The organism is Selenobaculum gibii, assembly GCF_030273445.1.
Lineage (GTDB): Bacteria > Bacillota > Negativicutes > ICN-92133 > ICN-92133 > Selenobaculum > Selenobaculum gibii.
Genome location: NZ_CP120678.1, coordinates 2598629 through 2619633 on the forward strand (window position 1 = coordinate 2598629; position 21005 = coordinate 2619633).

A 21005-nucleotide genomic window follows, 5' to 3' on the forward strand; every position below is an offset into this window, starting at 1 on the left:
TCCCTTTAGCCTAGATTTAATTTTGCAAACGAGACAAATCACAGAATTTTGTAAAGTGTTTATGGAAGAATAATTGCACCGTATCTACAGGCCCATTACGATGTTTCGCTATGATAATATCAGTAATATTTTTATTTTCCGTATCAGGATCATAGTAATCTTCGCGATATAAAAATGCCACAATATCCGCATCTTGCTCTAGAGATCCTGATTCACGCAAGTCACTGAGCATCGGTTTTTTTACTTGTCGGGATTCAACGCTACGACTAAGCTGTGAAAGCGCAATCACTGGAACATTAAGCTCACGCGCCAACGCTTTAAGAGAACGTGAAATTTCGGAAATTTCTTGTTGTCTGTTATCCGAACCTTTACTGCCACTGCCCTGCATCAATTGTAAATAGTCAATGATAATCAACTGTAAATCATGCTCAATTTTTAATCTTCGAGCTTTCGAACGCATCTCCATAACAGTAATTCCTGGCGTATCATCAATAAAAATTGGTGAAGATGCCAATTTATCTGCCGCACCAATCAGTTTCGTCCAATCGCGGTCTTCTAAATCCCCAACTCTAAGCCGTTGTGAATCAATCGGCGCTTCAGAACAAATCATACGTTGAACAAGCTGCTCTTTCGACATTTCAAGCGAGAAAAAAGCAACAGCCTTCTTCTCCCTGATCCCAACATGCGAAGCAATATTTAATGTAAATGCCGTTTTCCCCATACTCGGACGTGCCGCAATTAAGATTAAATCAGAAGGTTGAAGCCCTGATGTTAATTTGTCTAAATCTTTAAAGCCCGTAGAAAGACCTGTGATTCCCCCTTTAGAATCATACAGTTGCTCAATCTTACTAAAGGTATCTAAGACAATTTTTTTGATTGGCGTAAAATCCCCATTAATTTTTCTTTCCGATACTTCAAGGATTTTTTTCTCCGCTTTATCGAGAATATCGGCGACCTCTTCACTATCCTCATAACCCATCCCCGCAATTTCAGTTGCCGAATTAATTAGTTGCCGAAGCAGTGCTTTTTCCTCAACAATCTTTCCATGATAGGTTACATTTGCCGCCGTCGGTACGCTATTGGCAAGTGAGGTAACATAGGCTATGCCTCCAACCTTTTCCAGCTGGTCATTTTTTCGCAAAAGTTCGATTACTGTAACTAAATCAACAGCTTCATTTTTATTAAATAACTCAAGCATTACATCAAAAATAATTCGATGTGCTTCGCGATAAAAGTCTGCCCCTTTTACAAATTCAGCAACTTTTGAAATTGCTTCTTTTTCAATCAACATTGCGCCTAAGACGGCCTGCTCCGCTTCAATATTTTGTGGTGGAACGCGTTCAATCATCCAAAATCCCCCTTTCTACACCCAATGGCAAGAAAATGATATGCAAGAAAATCAATCCATGATTTTCTGCATATCATTTCACTATTTTTCAAAAAGTATATTTAATGCTTCCTCAGCAGTTTCAACACCGTGAATCTCAAGACCAAGATGTCCTTTAGGAATGTCTTTTTCATTTTCTTTTGGGATAACAAGCGTAGTAATTCCCGCCTGCTTTGCACCATAAGCTTTTTCAAAAACTCCGCCTACGGGGCGAACTCTGCCCTGAATAGATATTTCACCTGTAACAGCCACCTCTTGGCGAATTGGTTTTTCTTCCAAAGCTGAAATCAATGCCGCTAAAATTGCCGTTCCAGCAGAAGGGCCGTCAATATTACCTCCGCCAATAACATTAACATGCACGTCATAATCGCTTAAATCTCTTCCCGTAGTCTTTCGTACTACCGCAGCTGCGTTAAAAACAGAATCTTTTGCCATACTTCCAGCAGTCTGATTAAAACGAATTGTGCCTTTTCCTTTTTCATGCGCCGGAAAAGCTACAGCTTCAATCTCAATCACTGAACCTAGAAATCCAGATACACCTAATCCAAATACCTTTCCTACTTCAGCTTGTTTTGAGGATTTATTGTTTACAAATGGTGATAGGCGGCTTACTTGAACCACTTTATAAATATCGTCCTTTATAATCGTCACATTGCTCATTGCAGTATGATTGCCCCGCTGAAGTGCAAGACTATATGCATCTGCCAAGATGTTAATCGCTTTACGACCTTCAATCGTATATTCACTAATCAAAGCAGCTATTTCCGGGGAAATATTTACTTCTAACTTTTCAGCAGCATTGAGCACAATTTTTTGAATATGCTGTGGTGTTAGCGGCTCAAAGTAAATTTCAGCACATCTTGAACGAAGCGCCGGATTTATATATCCAGCTTCGCGCGTAGTTGCACCAATCAAAACAAAGTCCGCCGGTGCACCCTCCTCAAACAATTTTCTGATATACTTCGGCACATTTTCATCACTTGGATCATAATAAGCCGAATCAAAATATGCCCTTTTATCTTCAAGCACTTTTAATAATTTGTTTTGCAGCATTGCATCCATTTCGCCAATTTCATCAATGAATAGGATACCACCATGGGCCTCAGTAACTAATCCCGGTTTTGGTTCAGGAACACCCGTTTCAGCCAAATCACGTTTTGCCCCCTGATAAATCGGGTCATGGACTGAACCCATAAGCGGATTTGTCATATCCCGAGGATCCCAGCGAAGTGTTGTGCCATCTGTTTCAACAAACGGTGCCTCCTTCTCGAAAGGCGTAAACTTCGTTTGAATAGCTTCCTCTAATACTAATCTCGCAGCTGTCGTCTTCCCTACACCAGGTGGACCATACAAAATGAGATGCTGTGGATATGGTGAACTAAGTTTTGCCCGAAGTGATTCTATCGCCCGCTCTTGTCCAACAACTTCAGCTAAGCTACTCGGACGAAGTAACTCCATTACTGATTTTGTCAGTTTTCTTTCATCCATTGCTTCTAAATCTGCATAACGCTTTAACGTCTGGGCATTTTCTACTGATGCATTTTCCTCTTTAAGGACTTGCATCTTAATTTCTTTTACATACTCTTGATGACGTTCGTCCATCTTGTCGGAAATCTTTTTCTCAATCTTTTCCTCGACCGTCCGTCGCGCCATAATATCTGCAATTTCTTCTTCTAATCCCTCAAGGATTTTTGGAATCTCCTCATCCTCCGGTAATTTATCTAAAGTCGGATTCTCATATACTAGTTTTTCTAAAGCGAGAATCCGCTCTTTTATATCGTCTGAACGCATTTGTTCTAATGCGTCAAGCTTACCGGCTCTAAGCACTAGCTTATCCGAACCCAAAATAGCTGCAAGCAATCCATAAATTGCTGCTACTTGCCTACTTAATTGATCATCCTCTTTGATTGCTTTAATCTCTTCTTCTTTCGGCGGATTCATTTTGCCAATAAGTTTATCAAAAAACTCTTTCATTAATTGCCTCTTTCTAGCCTGCGATGATATGAACCTTAATCTTACTTGTAATCTCCGGATGAACCTTGATTACAGCTTCATAGTCGCCCAATCCCTTAATCGTATCTTTCACTTCAATTTTTCTCTTATCAATATCAATATTATGATTTTTCTTTAATGCATCTGCAATATCTTTACCAGTCACAGACCCAAATAATTTTCCACCTTCACCAATTTTTACTGGAATGGAAACTTCAATTTTACTTAATTGTGCTGCCATTAACTTTGCTTCATCAGTCGCTTGCTGTTGCTTGCGTTCTTCCGAACGTTTTTGTTGATTTACCGCATTTAAGTTTGTTACAGTCGCTTCAATTGCATATTTTTTTGGCAATAGAAAGTTTCTTCCATATCCTTCTGAGACTTCAATAACGTCACCTTTTTTGCCAACTTTTTTTACGTCTTGTTGTAAAATTACTTTCATTTGTGTTCACTCTCCTCAATATATTTACTGCTGATTTCTACGACTTTCGCCTTTAAGTCTTCTAACTCAGCATCTTTTACCTGTGCTCCAGCTACGTTTTGATGACCGCCACCGCCGATTTGTTCCATAATCACTTGGACATTGAATTCTCCAGTCGAACGAGCACTCACCCCAACACCGCCGCCTTCAAGCGGAAATAAAACAATGCTCATGCGCACATCCTCAATCCTAAGCATTGCATCAGCAACCTGTGCTGATGTAATCTGTGCATTTTGTGTAGACGGGCAAATAGTAACAATTAAGCCCCCCTTATACATTTGTGCATTCCCAATTGCATTCGCATGAGCGATAACACTTTCATAATCACTTCTAAATAAATGTCGAACTACTGATGGATCTGCACCGCATCGTCTTAAATGTGCTGCCGCATCAAAGGTACGAACGCCCGCCTGCACTGTAAAGTTTTTCGTATCAACCACAATCCCGGAATAAAGCGCCGTTGCATCCATACGCGTTAATTCTAAATCGTCACTAAAATACATCAATAATTCTGTCACCAATTCGCTCGTTGACGACGATGATGGCTCAATATAAATAAGCAACGGACTATTAATAAAGCTTTCTGAACGACGATGATGGTCAATCACAATAATATTCTCTATGCGATCCAATAACGCTGGTGCTGCTGTCATTTGTGGAATATGTGTATCGACAACAATGAGCAGCGGATTCGCCGCCATTAAAGCAACTGCCTCTCCTGCATGAATAAATAAATCATCATATTCTTCATACTCTTTTAAGATATCCGTAAACTTTTGCACGCCTGTCGTAATATCACTAAGGACAACATATGTCTTTTTACCTAAATATTTCGACATCCGCGCTACCCCTAGCGCTGCTCCAAAACTATCAAAATCCTCGTTATGATGTCCCATAACGAGAACTAAATCAGCACTGCCAATAATTTCATTCATCGCGTGCGATACTACACGCGCTTTTACACGTGTATGTTTTTCCACAGCTTTTGCTTTACCACCAAAGAAATGCATTTTCCCTTCGAGGTTCACCGCGATTTGGTCACCACCACGTCCCAATGCTAAGTCTAGTCCAGCCTGTGCCAAATCGCCTAACTCCGCTAAATTAACTTCATTTTCTTCCTCAACTGCAATCCCCATGCTAAGTGTTACAGGGAATTTATTTGCACCATGAATCGCACGCACTTTATCTAAAATATCACATTTCTCATCAATCATTTTATTTAAAGCGCGACGATCAAGAACAGCTACATACATGTCCTGTGCAATCCGCTTGATAAAACCACCAATACTAACAATCCATTCATCCAGCAATTGATTCAATTCTACAAGAATTTCCGTTCGTTCAGCTTCATTCAGCCCTTGTAAAACTTCATCATGATTATCAATTTGTACGTAGGCAATTACCTTTTTGCCCATTTCGTACTTATGCTTCATGTTTGCTTCAGCTGTAATATCATTTACATACAGCACCATTAACCCATGACTATCCTCAAAGCTAATAATTGGACGATGTTTTACCTCATAAGTTTTTTTGCCCTCTGAAAAGAAAAATTGTCCTTCCATATCCCAAAACTTATTGATATCAAGGTTTTCCCAATAATTTTTTACATCTATGCCGATTTCCGGTTTTTCCCCGAGCCATCGGGCAAACTCATCATTTACCCATTGCAAACGACCTTGATAATTCAATACCATAATCGCTAATGGCAGATTATCTATCGCATAATTCGATAACTCATTGATATTTTTTACTACATTATTGTAGTAATCCTCTAATGCTCTTTCCCTATCCTGACAGCGTTCTCGTCCATAAACAAATAGTAACGCCAATAGTATGAATCCAAAAGCGCCTACATAAATATTATATAACATCAATACCAGCGAAAATGCAAAAATTACAAATAAATGGATTCGAATATCTACCCAAGTAGATGATCTCCGAGGCATCAACTCCACCTCCTATACCAACATTCATTTATCCAATAACTAATTCTCATTCTTTATGAATCACGTTTTTGAAAACGCGTCCGATAATCAAATAATATATCAAATAACCCTACAATTGACAACATTTGTGCAAAGATTCCATTAAGTAGGATTAATATTAGTATAAAACCCCTTAAAGCTTTTGACAAATTATATTTACAAGTTGCGTAGCAGAGTAGGGAAATTCCTTGCAGCAAAGTTAATATCGTCATTAAAAGCCATAAATTCATAGAAACCTGATTTAACAATGTCAGTTCATACTTAGTACTCCAATACATCCCAATCAGTGCAATCGCATAGAAATAAACCACCCACTTTGGAAAGCGCCAATCCTTAAACGGCAACAGTCGTGGTGTGTCTTGAATATTAAGCCGTCTAAGAAGCATCCCCGTCGCTGCGAAATTAAGATACCCTTCAATAAAGCTAAATGCAACAATTGCGCCAGGCATAAGAACTTTTGTCAAAGCCATAATATCTTGCATCATCTTTTCCATTTCAGCCAATTGCTGCTCATTCATCCCGGAACTGCGATAAAATTCAACTGCATCGCGAAATACTTCATCAACACCGTTTCCAAAAGGATTAATATCCATAAAATAAAACATGGATGCTATCATAATTACTTTAGCTACTACGGAAGCAATACTTGCTGATAAAATTGCTTTTACTGGGCTAAATTTATGTCTAAATGCATAGACTAAAGCCATTCCAACCAAAACAAATCCTGGAAGAAGAAACAATGAGTAAATCGGCGACATCAATAAAGCGACTAATATACTTACAACAACTGCTGTAAGCAAACTAATTCTAGTGCCATGCCTGATTCCTAAAATAATGATAGGCAGTGGACAAAGTATTTTTGCAACAATACCAAGAATCGGCAACATTGATGCTAATGCCATAAGCACAGATACCCCTGCCAGAATTCCGCCTTCTACCATAGGCGTCAATTTAAATCTATTTTGCATTCCTTCACCTCTTCAAATGTCTTTCCAGCTTCGAAAAATCACCAAAACGCTCTTCAATCGCTGCATTTTTTCTACAGCAATCCTGTACTTTCTCTTTAACAGCCTCGTCTAATTCTAGAAAATTTATACCTAAACGTCTCCCCAGCACATAGCCCATGACAATTAAAGATGCCAGGGAATCCTTAATTGCTGTTTCACGATGATTTGCCATCGCTTTATATAATGAACCAACCGTAATCAATAATTCACTTTTCAGCTCTTCAATTAACCGCATAACTCTAACAATATCTGATTCTTGGGAAAACAAGCCAAGCCCCCCTTTGGAAACCTATCTGTGTAATATTCTAACCAAAATGGTCATCTTCCTGCTTCTGTATGACTTTTACCAAAATAATCATCATGATTTATTATCAGACTTCATATTTTTTGTTATAATAAAAAGAAAAAATTTTACGTATAAAGGGGTATCCATATGACATTTAAAGAAATTCAAGCGGAAGACTTCGTTTATAGTACATTTAAAACAATTGGGAAAGACTGGCTTTTAGTAACAGCCGAAAAAGATGGTAAAGCAAATACGATGACAGCATCCTGGGGTGGTCTTGGTGTAATGTGGGGAAAAAATGTTGCCTACGTTGTCATTCGCCCACAACGCTATACAAAAGAATTTATTGACGGCGCAGATACGCTATCCCTTACCGTTTTCGATGAAAATTATCGTAAAATGCTCAGCTACTGTGGCAGCGTATCAGGAAGAGATGAAGATAAAATCGCAAAATCCGGGTTAACTGTCGCGCATGAAAACAACACTCCATATTTTAATGAAGCAAAAATAGCTTTACTCTGCAAAAAACTTTATGCACAAGAATTTAAACCAGAATGTTTTATCGATCAAGAAAGTAAAGAAAAATGGTACCCTGGTGCTGATTATCATACAATGTACATTGTTGAAATCGAAAAAATCTTAGTACAAGAATAAAGTAGACTTAATTCACGCGGAGTTTTTACTCCATCTGAATTCTCGTCACACTTATCCGTGGACTTAGCACAGATTAGTCATTGGATAGTTTTTTTATAAGGTGGGGTGGTTACAAGGGGCAACCACCTCACCTTATTTTTCTTTTGGACTCCACAGTGGATAATCATTGCGTAACAGATAACGATTATACAAAATTACAATGCCAACTAACAATAAAATCCCCGGGATCAACAAAGTTATCCACAAAAACCTGTGTTTAAGTTGTGGATAACTTTGTTTTTTACCTCGCCTATTATTATTTTAACAAATTCATCTTGTTCCTTCTATTTTACATACAGTTTTTCTTTATCTTGTACATCAAATTTATCACGCTATCTTCCTCCTATGATCCTTAGTTTTCTGTCAAAATACAAAATACAGTATTCCTCTGAACATTATCCTTCTGTAACGGACATTTTTATTGACTAAATATTCATCTTGTCATAAAATACCCTATGTACCAATAGATATAATTTAAAAAGGGAGATTGACAACATGAAACAACCTGATTTTATGAGTCATGATCTACATTTGCCAGAATTGACCCTCCGTGGTATGCTACTCGGTTTGCTTATTACGGTTATATTCACGGCTTCTAATGTTTATCTTGGCTTAAAGGTGGGTCTCACATTCTCATCCTCAATTCCAGCCGCTGTAATTTCAATGGCTATTTTAAGAATGTATAAGGACTCAAACGTATTAGAAAATAACTTAGTACAAACGCAAGCATCCGCTGCGGGAACGCTTTCAGCGATTATTTTTATTCTTCCAGGCCTTTTAATGCTCGGATACTGGCAAGGATTCCCGTTCATTCAAACGCTTTTCATATGCGCTTGTGGTGGATGTCTAGGAGTATTATTTACGATCCCTTTACGCAGAGCCATGGTCGTAAACTCCGAATTACCATACCCAGAAGGTTTAGCTGCGGCTGAAATCCTAAAAGTAGGCAGCAATAGCGAAAGTTCGGCCACAAATAAAGGCGGACTTAAAGACATCCTTTCTGGTGGTATAGTCGCTGCAATTATTGCATTATGTTCCAATGGATTCCGGGTTCTTTCCGCTGAAGTAAGCTATTGGCTTTCTTTCGGTGCAGCAACAACACAAATTCCTTTAGGCTTTTCTTCTGCACTACTTGGTGCTGGTTATCTAATCGGAATTGCAAGCGGTATTGCAATTCTATCTGGCTTAGTACTTGCATGGCTTGTATTTGTTCCTTATCTTACTTCTACATTGCCAATACCTGACGGGCAAAGTGTTTCCTCCTTCGCTTCCTATGTTTGGGCAAAGAAAGTTCGTTTTATCGGCGCTGGTACAATTGGTATCGCCGCAATCTGGACATTACTTACTTTCACAAAACCAATTATCGATGCGATTAAATTATCTATTAAAGCAATGAAAGAAAATCAAGGCTCCTCTGATACTCATCGTATGGATACAGATATGTCCCCAAAATCTATTGCTATCGTATTCATTGTTATATTAATCGGATTATTAATGACTTTCTATTCTTTTATCGCCGATGCTAATTTGTCGACAGAGCTTACGCTCACTTATGTCATTGTAGGCGTTATTATTGCAATCGGCATGGGATTTTTTGTCGCTGCAACTTGCGGTTATATGGCTGGATTAATTGGAACTTCTGCCAGCCCGATTTCTGGTATTGGAATCTTAGGTATTATTGTTTCCTCTCTTGTCGTTCTTGGAATCGGAACTTCAGCAAGCTTATTTGATACAGTTGCAGGTACAAAATTTGCTACAGCGTTAGCAATTTTTATTACAAGCGTTATCGTAGCAATCGCTGCTATTTCCAATGACAACTTACAAGATTTAAAAACTGGCTATCTTGTTGGTGCAACACCTTGGAAACAACAGGTTGCACTTCTTATCGGTAGCGTTGCCGGTGCGTTTGCAATCGCACCAGTATTAAATCTTCTTTATGAAGCCTATGGTTTTGCCGGTGCAATGCCACGTGTAGGAATGGATGAGGCACAAGCATTATCTGCTCCACAGGCAACCTTAATGACAACGATTGCCCAAGGTATTTTTAGCCATAACTTAGAATGGGATTACATCCTATTTGGCGCATTGGTTGGTATCGTAGCGATTATCATTAACTATATTTTAAAGAAAACAACAGCAACACTTTCCCTTCCTCCACTTGCTATAGGGATGGGTATTTATTTACCTCCAACACTTGAAATGCCTCTTGTTCTTGGATCAGTTCTCGGCTATTTCATGCACCGTTATTTACGCAAACGCGCTGAGCACCGCAGTCCAAATAACATAGAAGAAGATGTGGAAAACTGTAACCGTCACGGCGTGCTTTTCGCCTCTGGATTAATTGTAGGCGAAAGCTTAATGGGCGTTATTATTGCCGTTATTATTGTATTCTCCGTAACCTCCGGTGGTGGAGATGCACCACTTGCATTAGTTGGTAACGATTTTGGAAAAACTGCTGATATACTTGGACTACTTGCATTTATTGCAGTAATCATAATGTTTATCAAGCGTATTGTTTCAGAAAATAAGTAAAGTACGACAAAGAGGCTGCATGGAAATTATCCATGCAGCCTCTTTTATTTATCTTTTCTCACAAAGGATATATAGACATAAAAAAGAGAGCCTACGAGAGCTCTCTTTAAAAATCTTATTCAGCAGTAAATGGCAATAATGCAATGTTACGTGCACGTTTAATTGCTACAGTTACTTGACGTTGATGTTTTGCACAGTTACCAGAAATACGACGAGGTAAAATTTTACCACGTTCTGTAACATAACGGCGTAATTTTGGAACATCTTTATAATCGATAGCTTCTACTTTATCGACACAGAAACTACAAACTTTCTTTTTAGGTTTTCTTCCTCTTTCGCGTCTCACCGAACATACCTCCTTTTAAAATGGTATCTCTTCGTCAGGGAAGACTTCACTACCAAAGGAATTAGCACCGCCCGTTGCAGATGCTCCATAGCCATCTTCTGTTCTAGCCTGCTTACTGCCTAAAAACTCGATGTTTTGAGCAATAACTTCCGTAACGTAACGTTTTTGACCTGTTTTGTCTTCATAGTTACGAATTTGAATACGACCTTCAACCAGAATTTGACTACCTTTGATAAGATTATTGCCACAAATTTCGGCTAACTTTTCCCATGCAACGATAGGAATAAAATCAGCTGTATTGTTTTGCCCGCCACCGCCAAAGCGATTTACCGCAAGAGCAAATGAAGCCGTAGCTTTCCCACTTTGTGTATATCTCACTTCAGGATCACGTGCAAGACGTCCAACTAATATAACCTTATTCATGGTTTTCTCTCCCCCTGGTATATATTATTCTTCTTCTTTAACAATCATATGTTTCAAGATTTCATCAGTAATCTTCATTACACGGTCAACCTCAGCAACAACTGCAGGCTCTGCTGTAATGTAGAATAAGCAATAGTAACCGTCTGCTGTATCTTTAATTTCATACGCTAGACGTTTTTTGCCCCAACGATCAATCTTGTCAACTGTACCACCATTAGTAGCAATTATGTTCTCGAATTTTTCGATAACAGCATTCGTTGCTTCTTCTTCAAGTGGTTTAACAATGAATATGACTTCGTACTTTCTCACGAAATCACCTCCCTCTCTGGACTAATGGCTCCTAAAACGGAGCAGGGAAGGTCCAAAAATAAGTATTTTGAAACCTAACTGTCTTACGACTCATGTATTATATCACTTTCGATATACCTTTTGCAAGGGAATTTGGACAACTTATAAAACTTTTTCTATTGATTTTGCTTACCGCGTGCTAGAGATGCACCCACACCTAACGTACAAAGTATAGTAAAAATAACGAATGCAATTTTTGTTCCATACAATAATTCTTCTAAATATCTACTATCTTGCACATCAAGTGTATAAATGGAAAATACTGCTGTTACGATTGCAATGCTCATTGCCTGCCCTACCAATCTCATACATGATAATGCGGATGCCGCTACTCCATAGTATTGCGGTGAAACAGCCCCCATGATTGCATTATTATTTGGGGAAGAAAATAACGCAAAACCTATCCCAATTATGACAAATACAATACAAAGTATCCAATAAGGTGTATCCATCCCTAAAAAAATAAAAATTCCCAATCCAATCGCATTTAATCCCATACCGATAGATGCAACAATGCGTGGGTCAATTCGATCTGAAAGCGAGCCTGCCATCGGAGAAAACATCGCCATAAGTACTGGCTGAATCAATAAAATTAAACCAGCATGATAAGAATCCAATCCACGAATTACTTGTAAATATAAAGATAATACAAACCCTATCGCAAATGTCGCACTGTAATTTATCATCGCTGCCAAATTAGACATAGCAAAAATAGTATTGCCTTTAAATAAGTTTACATCGAAGATTGGCTCTGCACACCGCATTTGATAACGTATAAATAAAAATAAGAAAATAATCCCCACAATTAAATAATAGATTGCTGCCGGGTTGCTAAACAATGCTGAAAAACCATACAAAACTGCCGGGCTGGCAATCACATAGTAAAGGCTGCCTTTTTTATCAAAATAAGCATCTTTTTCCCCATACCATTCCATCTTTACATATTTAATTGCTGGCAAACTTATCACAAGCAGAATAAATGTTGTAACGTGAAAAATCATATGCCAACCAAAATAATGGGTGATGAACCCCCCCAACATAGGGCCAAGCGATAAGCCAATATAAGTCGATGCCGCAGATAAACCAATCACTTTGCCTCGTTCATTTTTTTCATGTACTGAAATAATCATCGCCATTCCCGTACTAAATAGCATTGACGATGCTAACCCCTGCCCAATACGAAATAAAATCAAACTTTCCACCGACCAAGAAAAACTGCATAAGCAGGTGAAAATCGCCATGAAAAAAACACCTAATGTATATATGCGTTTACGTCCTTTAATATCAGCAATTCTTCCAATAGGAAGCAAAATAGATACCGATGCAAGTATATAAGAGGACACTACCCAACTAAGCGAAGCGGGATTTACCCCAAATGTATCCCCCATTGCTGGTACCGCAAGATTGATTGCGCTTCCCATAAACGGCACGACGAACGAAGTCGCTAATACCGCCATTAACACTAATTTTTTTTCTGCCATCCATACCACTCCTGTCCACAGGAAAGATTATGTATTTCTCTTGAATTCTTTTAATATACCATATTTACTTCATCTACAACAGCTATATTTCTTTAAAATCATCCCATACAAAAAATTCATCCAATAACTAATCTATTTACCCAGAAAAATAAGAGCTTCACACAAGACCAAAGATCTTTCTTCACGGCGTTATAACCTTCTATCTTATATCATTAAGCACATCCTAGAACAACTAAAGTCAACCTAATATCCATGTGGATTAAATAATCTATCTAAATCAAGTTTTCCTTTATAATTCGACAAATAAATCAGATAGTAGTAAAATATTGATTATTACTGCGTTGTATACAGTATTCATCCTAAAATTATAAAGAGAAAGAGGGCTTTCATGAAAAGTTTAACTACCTTAAGAAATCCAGACAATTTAAAAGCACTGATAAAATTTATTTTATTCTCTGGATTTGGTCTATTTATGTTTATGTTCCCTATGCCTGGACAAGAATCCTTTGCTACGCCAATTAGTTTAATTACAGATTTAACTGATCAATATTTACAAAAAACTACCCCCTATCTTTTACTGCTCATTATAACGATTGCAGTACTTGGGATTTTTATCGCTAAGTTGTTTCGTCCAACAATCTTAACAGAAAAGCTTTGGTTAAAAGACCTTTTCTTCGTCGATAATTGGATTATGATTACAAAAATAATTGCTCTTATTGTTACCCTATGTGTAATGTTTGATATTGGTCCGGAAATTATTCGCAGTGAAGATAATGGCGCGACTATGGTCGGACTTGCAAAAACTTTAATTGCAATTGCAATTACGCTGAGTTTTATTCTCCCTTTTTTGACGGATTGCGGAATTATGGAGTTTGTTGGCGTTTTACTAAAACCTTTGATTCGCCCTTTGTTTCATGTTCCTGGTAGAGCTTCAGTTGACTTGATTGCCTCTTGGCTTGCTTCTTCGAATACAGCTGTTTTAATTACTGCAAACCAGTATAATAGCAACTACTATACAAAACGTGAAGCTGCAACGATTATGACAAACTTTTCTCTCGTATCCATCCCCTTTTGTCTAGTTGTAGCACAAACACTTAACCTTGCACATATTTTCCCGCTTCTTTATTTAACGATTACAGGTATCGGTATTTTCCTAGCAATCATTGGCGTACGCTTATACCCACTAAAAAATATTGCTGATACGTATTGTCACGGAGCTGGTGAAAAGTTAAACGAAGAAGTCCCTGAAGATACGAAATTATTTCATTGGGCACTGTCTGCTGCAATTGATCGGGCAAAAAACTTTCGTTTAAGTAAAGCCTTTTGTGATGGACTAAAAATGACAATTGGAATTGTTCTCGATATCATTCCAATCGTCGTCGCTTGGGGCACTATTGGGTCTTTATTAGTAAACTGTACACCAATTTTCTATTGGCTCTCTTATCCAATGGGATTATACCTTCAACTGCTCGGCGTATCTGAGGCATTTACCATTGCACCTGCCACATTAGTAGGATTTATTGATATGTTTATTCCCGCTCTTATTATGCCGAGTGATCTAAGTGAGCAAGGGAAATTTATCGTTGGTGTATTATCACTTGTTCAAATCATCTATATGACAGAAGTAGGCAGTATTATCGTAAAAAGTAATGTCGGGTTGGGAATAAAACATTTATTTATTATTTTTTTGCAGAGAACAATCATTGCTATACCTATCGTCGTATTGATATCCAAATTAATATAAACAAAAAAAGACTACATGAATGCAAATGACTTATCATTTTTCTCATGTAGTCTTTTCTATTGGAAATTCCTCTAATAGCAGCACTACTGTAGCAATGCCAAAACACCATTTCTGTCTTGATTGCGCTGTGCCATCATCAGTATATTTACTTAGTTTAATACGTTTGTCTGATTTAAGTCCACTATTTCCTTCGCAAAATCAGTATCTTGTATTACTAATTGAGCTGACAAAGTATTCTCTTTTGTTGTCGTGTAGTTATTCACACTATATTGCAGTGCTTGCTGTTTTGCACCGATTTTTGCTTGTTGGTAAATCGCATTTTTCATAGCACTATCAACAATGTCTAAATCAGATTTTATCCCTTCCCGCGTGCTTAAATTAATAAGTACTTCGCCATGTTGACCGGTTTTAGAATAGTAATTCCTTAAGAAGAAGAATATTAAGGATTGCGACAATAACCCCTATACTGCACAACACAATTTTAGTCCACGTGCTATTTACATACTTGCCCATCACCTTATAAGAAGAAGTCAAATAAACCTGTATACCAATCGTCCATGGTAATTGAACGCTCAATGCCATTTGCGAATAAATTAATCCTTCAAATGGATTATCAATCAGAAAAATCACCAATACAGACAAAATATAAGTGAGAAAAACTCCAGTATAAGAATGCTGGTCTTTGATATTATAAGGTTCCTTAAACATTCCGGCAAAAATGCTGCCACCCGCTATTCCAGCTGTCGTTGTAGAAGCAATCCCCGCGAGAAATAACGCAATAGCGAATAAAATCGCCGCACCATCTCCCAGTAGAGGTTTTAGCATGTCCTGAGCTTGCTGCAATTCATCAACTGAAACTTGATGGCTGAAAAACACCGCAGCGGCAATGAGAATCATCGCACTATTAATTGCCCAGCCAATTCCCATCGACAATAAAGTATCAACGAATTCATATTTTAACTGTTTTTTTATTACTGTCTCATCTTCTAAATTCCACTGACGACTCTGTATAATTTCCGAATGAAGAAATAAATTATGCGGCATAACAACCGCCCCTAATACACTCATGATAATAAGCATCGCACCATCAGGAATCGACGGTACTACCCAACCTACAGCGGCTTGTCCCCAATCAATTTGAACAAAACTGAGTTCAATCAAAAAAGATAATCCAATTAACGATACAAATCCAATAATTAATTTTTCCAATTTTTGATATGCATTAGACCAAAGCAGCCAGCTACAAAAAACAGCAGTTAATACTGCACCAATTTTAATTGGGATCCCGAATAACATCGCTAATGCAATCGCGCCGCCGAGCACTTCGGCCAATGATGTTGCTATTGCCGCTATAACCGCCGATAGCAAAACTGGACGTGCCAGCCATGCTGGCAAATAAATCGAAGCGGCTTCCGATAAACATAACCCAGTAACAATCCCCAGATGCGCAACATTATGCTGCAGTATAATTAACATAATTGTCGATAATGTCACCATCCACAACAATTGATAACCATAATCAGCACCCGCAGCCATATTAGATGCCCAGTTTCCAGGGTCAATAAATCCTACCGTAATTAAAATACCAGGACCGATATAGCGCAAAAATTCTCGCGCTTTCTGACTTTGTTCATGAGTCATAGAAAAGCAAGAAAAAAATTTATGAAAGATAATAATCAACTCCTTTTATTCTATTTTAAAATTTAACACAAATCGCCATACTTTATCTAAAAATTTTTAGCTAGATGATTACTAATTTTATTTTAACTGATTATTATAATTATACCACGATAAAAGAATATCCTATGACGATTTCTTCAAAATTTCACTTTACTACTTTTAAGCTTTACTTGAAAACCTATCCATCACGCAAAGCTTTTATTTTACACCTTGTTAGATGGATATTTTTATTTATTTTGTATATAACTCTTCCCGATATCCCAAAAACAAACCCACCCAGCCTAAATATTATTTAAGCTGGGCGGGTTATTTTATACGTTAAAGCGGAAATATGTTACATCTCCATCTTTCATGATATATTCTTTTCCTTCAAGCCTCACTTGCCCTTTTTCCCGTGCTGCATTTTGACTTCCTGCCGCAATGAGGTCATCATAAGAAACAATCTCGGCACGGATGAAGCCACGTTCAATATCACTATGAATTTTACCCCCAGCAGCCGGCGCTTTTGTTCCGTTCGTAATTGTCCAAGCATGAACTTCCTGTACACCTGCTGTTAAAAAAGTAATTAATCCAAGCAATTTAAAGGACGCTTTAATTAATTTATCCAAGCCAGATTCAGTTAACCCAAGCTCTGCTAAGAAATCTTTTGCATCCGTTTCATCTAGTTCAGCAATTTCAGATTCCACCTTTGCCGATACTACAATTACTTCCGCTTTTTCATGCGCTGCATATTCTTTTACTTTTTGCACATATTGATTTTCAACATCCGCCGTTGCAACTTCATCTTCCGCAACATTTGCTACAAATAAAGTTGGTTTTAATGTAAGCAAATTTAAATCACGAACGAGTAAAAGCTCATCTTCTGTCATTTCCACACGACGTGCCGGCAATGCTTCTCCTAGCACTTCCTTTACGCGGTTTAATAAATCTAATTCTTCACGCGCTTTTTTATCGCCGCTTTTCGCTAACTTCTGTAAACGCTCCATACGCTTTTCTACAGATTCTAAATCGGCTAGGCATAATTCGGTATTGATAATTTCAATATCACGAATTGGATCAATCCCGCCCTCTACGTGTGTAATATTTTCATCTTTAAAACAACGAACCACTTGTGCCACTGCATCTACTTGGCGAATGTGCGACAGGAATTTATTTCCTAAGCCTTCTCCTTGTGCAGCACCTTTTACTAGACCTGCAATATCAACGAAACGAATAGATGCCGGTACAATTTTTCTCGCTTGATTCATATCACTTAACACTTGTAGACGAGGATCCGGTACATCGACAACGCCCACATTCGGCTCAATCGTACAGAACGGATAATTTGCCGCTTCTGCGCCTGCTTTTGTAATTGCATTAAATAATGTACTTTTACCAACGTTCGGCAATCCAACAATGCCGACTTCTAAGTTACTCATAAATCTTTATTCCACCTTACTTTATCTATTTCCCATTTTTGTTATTTCCAAAAAAACAAATCATTTCTATTGTAGATTATCCACCAATGAAAAGCAATACCTCGATTAACCAATCCTCTTGATCATCCAGCCAGGCAATACTTTTAGTAAATAGGCAATAAACCGCCATCTCGAACTCACATAAACTTGCTTTTCTTTATTTTTTATTGCCCTGTAAATCTGCTTTGCCGCAGCTTGTGGAGAAATTCGCCAAAATTCACTCGCCTGTCCCATATTGGTATCGACAAATCCAGGCTGTATATTCGTTATGATGATTTTCGCCTGACGACGAAAAACAATTGCCCGAAGTGATTCAAGATAATTTATAATAAATGCTTTTGATGCCGAATAAGCTGGTGCTCCCCCCAGCCCTCGTATCCCTGCAATAGAAGAAACGCCTGCCAAATGACCTTTGCCTTGCGACAAAAAATACTGCATAGCTACATTGCACATCGTCGTAAATCCCATAACATTCGTTTTTAACGTATTTAACTCAAGGTCTAAGTCAAGGCTCCAATTTACCTTGCCTACACCCGCATTGAGAATAATAATATCCACCTCTTGCATTTCCCCGATTAACTCTTCTAGCCCTTTACTGGCTAACTCTGTATTACGAATATCCATTGCCTTTACATAAACCTTCGTTGGCAATTCATTTTTTAGCTCGTCTAAGATTTCTTCTCTACGTCCTGTAATTCCGACTTCAAATCCTTGATTCGCATAAACCTCTGCTAACGCTTTGCCAATGCCGGAAGTCGCTCCGATAATAATCACCTTTGCCAAAACGCAAGCCTCCTTTAACTAAAACTACGATTCGCTTTTTTTACTTACGATATTTTTCACTGCCTTTTCAAACTTTATTCGCGGAATCATCACCCATCGTCCACAACCTTGACACTTGATTCCAAAGTCCATACCCGTGCGGGTAATTTCCCACAAATCACTACCACATGGATGTGTTTTTTTCATCTTTACGATATCGCCCATTTCATATTTCACTCTTTCCATTTTGTCCTCCTTAAAGTTTATAAATAAAGTCACGTTTATATAGAAGATCACATACTATACTGTAGCAATTACAGTTGGGGTGATTTTATATGGCAACGCCTATTCTCGATGTCATTATTGCCGACGTAAATGCGCTTGTACCAAATTTAGCGTCTCTAGCGAGTACATATAGACTGCTCGTTGGCTCAGCCGAAGAAATTGGCCGTATTCCTGGCGTACCAATTGAAGTATACGAACGCGCCATTATTCGCTTTGACCAAGCTGGTACACTGATTGACATCATTCAAGCATTATTATGTTGCAAGATTAAATTCTTGGCTGAATTCCTCAGCACGACATGTGCACCAATTGATGTCTTTAGCTTAGCGCAAAACCCTATTGAAGACAACACTATTGAACAAATTGTTGAAGTCGAAGTATTACGTCGTGTTTTAAAATGCTTCTGTAAGGAAAATTCTTGTTTCGACACTACGGAACCTTTAAATCCAGATTGCGCATTTGCATGTCCAAATCCTATTGAAAATCCATCCGACTTAACAGATGTCGAATAACAAAAAGTACTGCAAATGAGCAACAGCTAAAATGCCTGTTGCTCATTTGCAGTTATTTTCTTTCTTGGAGAATTCCTGCATCATATAAGGATTGAATACATGCAAATGTTATTTCCGGCTTAATTTCTTGATCAATAAGTAACGTTGCTATCTCACGACTTGTATACATCGCTTCATCAATCAACTCACCAACCAATTGATATACTGGCTGATTTAATTCAATATCATCTAAAAATGTCCATTTATATTTTGCCATACTTTCTAAACAAAAACCGCTTTTTTGCTTAGAATAACGATAATAAGGCTTAAAAGTAATAATTTTCGTCCGATCAACTTCTACTGGCATATAGATTTTAATCATTTGCCGGATTTTTTCTTCAAAATCTACAGCATCGCTAAATTCAGTTTCAGCTAAAACAATATTTCCTTCTGGATGTTGATAGTCTATATTACAAGGAGTCGTTAATCGTATTCTCTTTTCTGGCATATTAACGACAAATCCAGAACACTCAATCGCAGATTTCACCATCAATGAATCCATTTTTACATATTCAGCTTTTTTCGTCTGATCATCATAGATTACAATATCCTTTAATTTTTTTGCTTGAGGAAAATCTAAGACTAAATCAACATATAATAACTCCTCTGGACTAAAAGCATCCATTAAGCGATGAAAATCTGCTAAACTGTGTACAAAAAATTGATGCATCGTCGGCAACATCGCTGCATTTTTCAGAAATAGTTTTGTTTGTTCAACGTCTTGCAATGCTAAAGAAGTCGCAACTTGTGGAATATATTGATAAATCTTCTGATAGATATCTGCAAACGCTTTATACTCTATATTATCCAAAGGATCAGTTGCAAAATAACAATGATTTACCGTTTTCCCGAATAAATTATATGTACTATGTAAAATACTTTGCCATAGAGCAATATTTTCTTGATTTAGTTGAAAAATACGCGTTAGAGGCTTATTTTCTGAACGAAAACGAAAAGAATCGGTCACCGTTCGTCCTGTCGTCAATTCAAAAGCAATTGGGTGATGAATAATTGAACGGCTTCGATTCCCAAATTCACCTTTGCAGCGATTTATTTGCCGATTTCGCCACGCTTCAAATGCCTTATTTTTTACCCTACCTAATTCATTTTGCACAATCATACGCAAATTGCGACGTTCGATTAAATAAGCTCTATACCTCCGCATTATCATTGGCAAGCTCATATCATCCAACAAATAAAACTCCGGAGTAAATAGATATTGCAATTCATCCGCATTAAACGGTACACGATATTGATTTAGTAAAGCCTGTGGTTTTTCACCGTATGTATTACGAAATTTTTCATCTGCCAAATACCGCTCTAAAAACCTTTTAACATATGCAACCTGGTGGATATGCACAGCATCGTGAAGCCTAGCCGATATCAATTCGGCGATCGCATTTGATTTTACCTTTCCCTTTCTATCCATAAGTTAAATTTCACCTCCATTTACAAAATCCTAAATTTCACTTAATCTATAAGCAGATATATAATCACGATTTACAAATTGCGTCATTTCAGCTAAAAAAACAGAAATGATGCTCTCCCGCGTGCATCAAATAAAC

General features: G+C 37.8%; 19 protein-coding genes and 1 pseudogene. 4 read left to right on the forward strand and 16 right to left on the reverse strand.

What is annotated here, in order from left to right; genetic code table 11:
- Positions 1 to 16 precede the first annotated feature (16 nt).
- From dnaB to P3F81_RS12510, 6 genes and pseudogenes are all read right to left on the reverse strand, one after another.
- Positions 17 to 1348 (reverse strand): replicative DNA helicase, encoded by a 1332-nt coding sequence (dnaB, locus tag P3F81_RS12485; RefSeq protein ID WP_147669499.1) that lies wholly within the window; start codon positions 1346 to 1348, stop codon positions 17 to 19.
- An 81-nt stretch (positions 1349 to 1429) separates the two neighbouring features.
- On the reverse strand, positions 1430 to 3361 hold the full coding sequence (gene lonC / locus P3F81_RS12490) for a Lon family ATP-dependent protease (RefSeq protein WP_147669498.1): 1932 nt from the start codon (positions 3359 to 3361) through the stop codon (positions 1430 to 1432).
- Positions 3362 to 3374: 13 nt separating this feature from the next.
- Positions 3375 to 3821 carry a 50S ribosomal protein L9 gene (rplI, locus tag P3F81_RS12495; protein WP_147669497.1) on the reverse strand — a complete coding sequence of 149 codons (447 nt, stop codon included), beginning with the start codon at positions 3819 to 3821 and terminating at the stop codon, positions 3375 to 3377.
- Positions 3772 to 5806 (reverse strand): annotated as a pseudogene (locus tag P3F81_RS12500) (DHH family phosphoesterase). Before P3F81_RS12500 ends, rplI begins: the two are co-directional and overlap by 50 nt.
- A gap of 53 nt (positions 5807 to 5859) precedes the next feature.
- Positions 5860 to 6813: a YybS family protein gene (locus P3F81_RS12505; protein WP_147669495.1), complete on the reverse strand. Its 954-nt coding sequence runs from the start codon at positions 6811 to 6813 to the stop codon at positions 5860 to 5862.
- Between the two features lie 4 nt (positions 6814 to 6817).
- Complete coding sequence (locus P3F81_RS12510; protein WP_147669494.1) at positions 6818 to 7120, reverse strand: MazG-like family protein; 303 nt, start codon at positions 7118 to 7120, stop codon at positions 6818 to 6820.
- Positions 7121 to 7285: 165 nt separating this feature from the next.
- Between P3F81_RS12510 and P3F81_RS12515 the strand changes: the two genes are divergently transcribed.
- Positions 7286 to 7792 carry a flavin reductase family protein gene (locus tag P3F81_RS12515; RefSeq protein ID WP_147669493.1) on the forward strand — a complete coding sequence of 169 codons (507 nt, stop codon included), beginning with the start codon at positions 7286 to 7288 and terminating at the stop codon, positions 7790 to 7792.
- A 534-nt stretch (positions 7793 to 8326) separates the two neighbouring features.
- Positions 8327 to 10363 carry an OPT family oligopeptide transporter gene (locus P3F81_RS12520; protein ID WP_147669492.1) on the forward strand — a complete coding sequence of 679 codons (2037 nt, stop codon included), beginning with the start codon at positions 8327 to 8329 and terminating at the stop codon, positions 10361 to 10363.
- A 115-nt stretch (positions 10364 to 10478) separates the two neighbouring features.
- On the opposite strand, the gene rpsR is transcribed toward P3F81_RS12520, so the two are convergent.
- From rpsR to P3F81_RS12540, 4 genes are all read right to left on the reverse strand, one after another.
- Complete coding sequence (gene rpsR / locus P3F81_RS12525) at positions 10479 to 10709, reverse strand: 30S ribosomal protein S18 (RefSeq protein WP_147669491.1); 231 nt, start codon at positions 10707 to 10709, stop codon at positions 10479 to 10481.
- A 15-nt stretch (positions 10710 to 10724) separates the two neighbouring features.
- Positions 10725 to 11132, reverse strand: coding sequence for a single-stranded DNA-binding protein (locus P3F81_RS12530; protein WP_147669490.1), 408 nt, complete (start codon positions 11130 to 11132; stop codon positions 10725 to 10727).
- 24 nt (positions 11133 to 11156) lie between these two features.
- The gene (rpsF, locus tag P3F81_RS12535) at positions 11157 to 11441 is read right to left on the reverse strand and encodes a 30S ribosomal protein S6 (RefSeq protein ID WP_147669489.1); all 285 of its coding nucleotides are present in this window, start codon (positions 11439 to 11441) and stop codon (positions 11157 to 11159) included.
- Positions 11442 to 11596: 155 nt separating this feature from the next.
- Positions 11597 to 12961, reverse strand: coding sequence for an MFS transporter (locus P3F81_RS12540; RefSeq protein WP_147669488.1), 1365 nt, complete (start codon positions 12959 to 12961; stop codon positions 11597 to 11599).
- Positions 12962 to 13349: 388 nt separating this feature from the next.
- On the opposite strand from P3F81_RS12540, the gene P3F81_RS12545 reads away from it, so the two are divergent.
- The gene (locus P3F81_RS12545; protein WP_147669487.1) at positions 13350 to 14705 is read left to right on the forward strand and encodes a YjiH family protein; all 1356 of its coding nucleotides are present in this window, start codon (positions 13350 to 13352) and stop codon (positions 14703 to 14705) included.
- A 149-nt stretch (positions 14706 to 14854) separates the two neighbouring features.
- On the opposite strand, the gene P3F81_RS12550 is transcribed toward P3F81_RS12545, so the two are convergent.
- From P3F81_RS12550 to P3F81_RS12570, 5 genes are all read right to left on the reverse strand, one after another.
- Positions 14855 to 15160, reverse strand: a complete 306-nt coding sequence (locus P3F81_RS12550; RefSeq protein WP_147669486.1) for a flagellin — start codon at positions 15158 to 15160, stop codon at positions 14855 to 14857.
- The gene (locus tag P3F81_RS12555) at positions 15114 to 16346 is read right to left on the reverse strand and encodes an Nramp family divalent metal transporter (RefSeq protein WP_147669485.1); all 1233 of its coding nucleotides are present in this window, start codon (positions 16344 to 16346) and stop codon (positions 15114 to 15116) included. The genes P3F81_RS12550 and P3F81_RS12555 overlap by 47 nt, the downstream gene beginning before the upstream one ends.
- Before the next feature lie 350 nt (positions 16347 to 16696).
- Positions 16697 to 17803: a redox-regulated ATPase YchF gene (gene ychF, locus P3F81_RS12560; RefSeq protein WP_147669484.1), complete on the reverse strand. Its 1107-nt coding sequence runs from the start codon at positions 17801 to 17803 to the stop codon at positions 16697 to 16699.
- A gap of 105 nt (positions 17804 to 17908) precedes the next feature.
- Positions 17909 to 18616 (reverse strand): SDR family NAD(P)-dependent oxidoreductase, encoded by a 708-nt coding sequence (locus P3F81_RS12565; protein ID WP_309320801.1) that lies wholly within the window; start codon positions 18614 to 18616, stop codon positions 17909 to 17911.
- A gap of 33 nt (positions 18617 to 18649) precedes the next feature.
- Positions 18650 to 18850, reverse strand: coding sequence for a DUF951 domain-containing protein (locus P3F81_RS12570; protein WP_147669482.1), 201 nt, complete (start codon positions 18848 to 18850; stop codon positions 18650 to 18652).
- Between the two features lie 89 nt (positions 18851 to 18939).
- On the opposite strand from P3F81_RS12570, the gene P3F81_RS12575 reads away from it, so the two are divergent.
- Entirely contained in the window at positions 18940 to 19401 is a 462-nt protein-coding gene (locus P3F81_RS12575; protein WP_147669481.1) for a hypothetical protein, read from the forward strand.
- Between the two features lie 52 nt (positions 19402 to 19453).
- On the opposite strand, the gene P3F81_RS12580 is transcribed toward P3F81_RS12575, so the two are convergent.
- On the reverse strand, positions 19454 to 20869 hold the full coding sequence (locus P3F81_RS12580) for a hypothetical protein (protein WP_147669480.1): 1416 nt from the start codon (positions 20867 to 20869) through the stop codon (positions 19454 to 19456).
- Between the last annotated feature and the right edge of the window lie 136 nt (positions 20870 to 21005).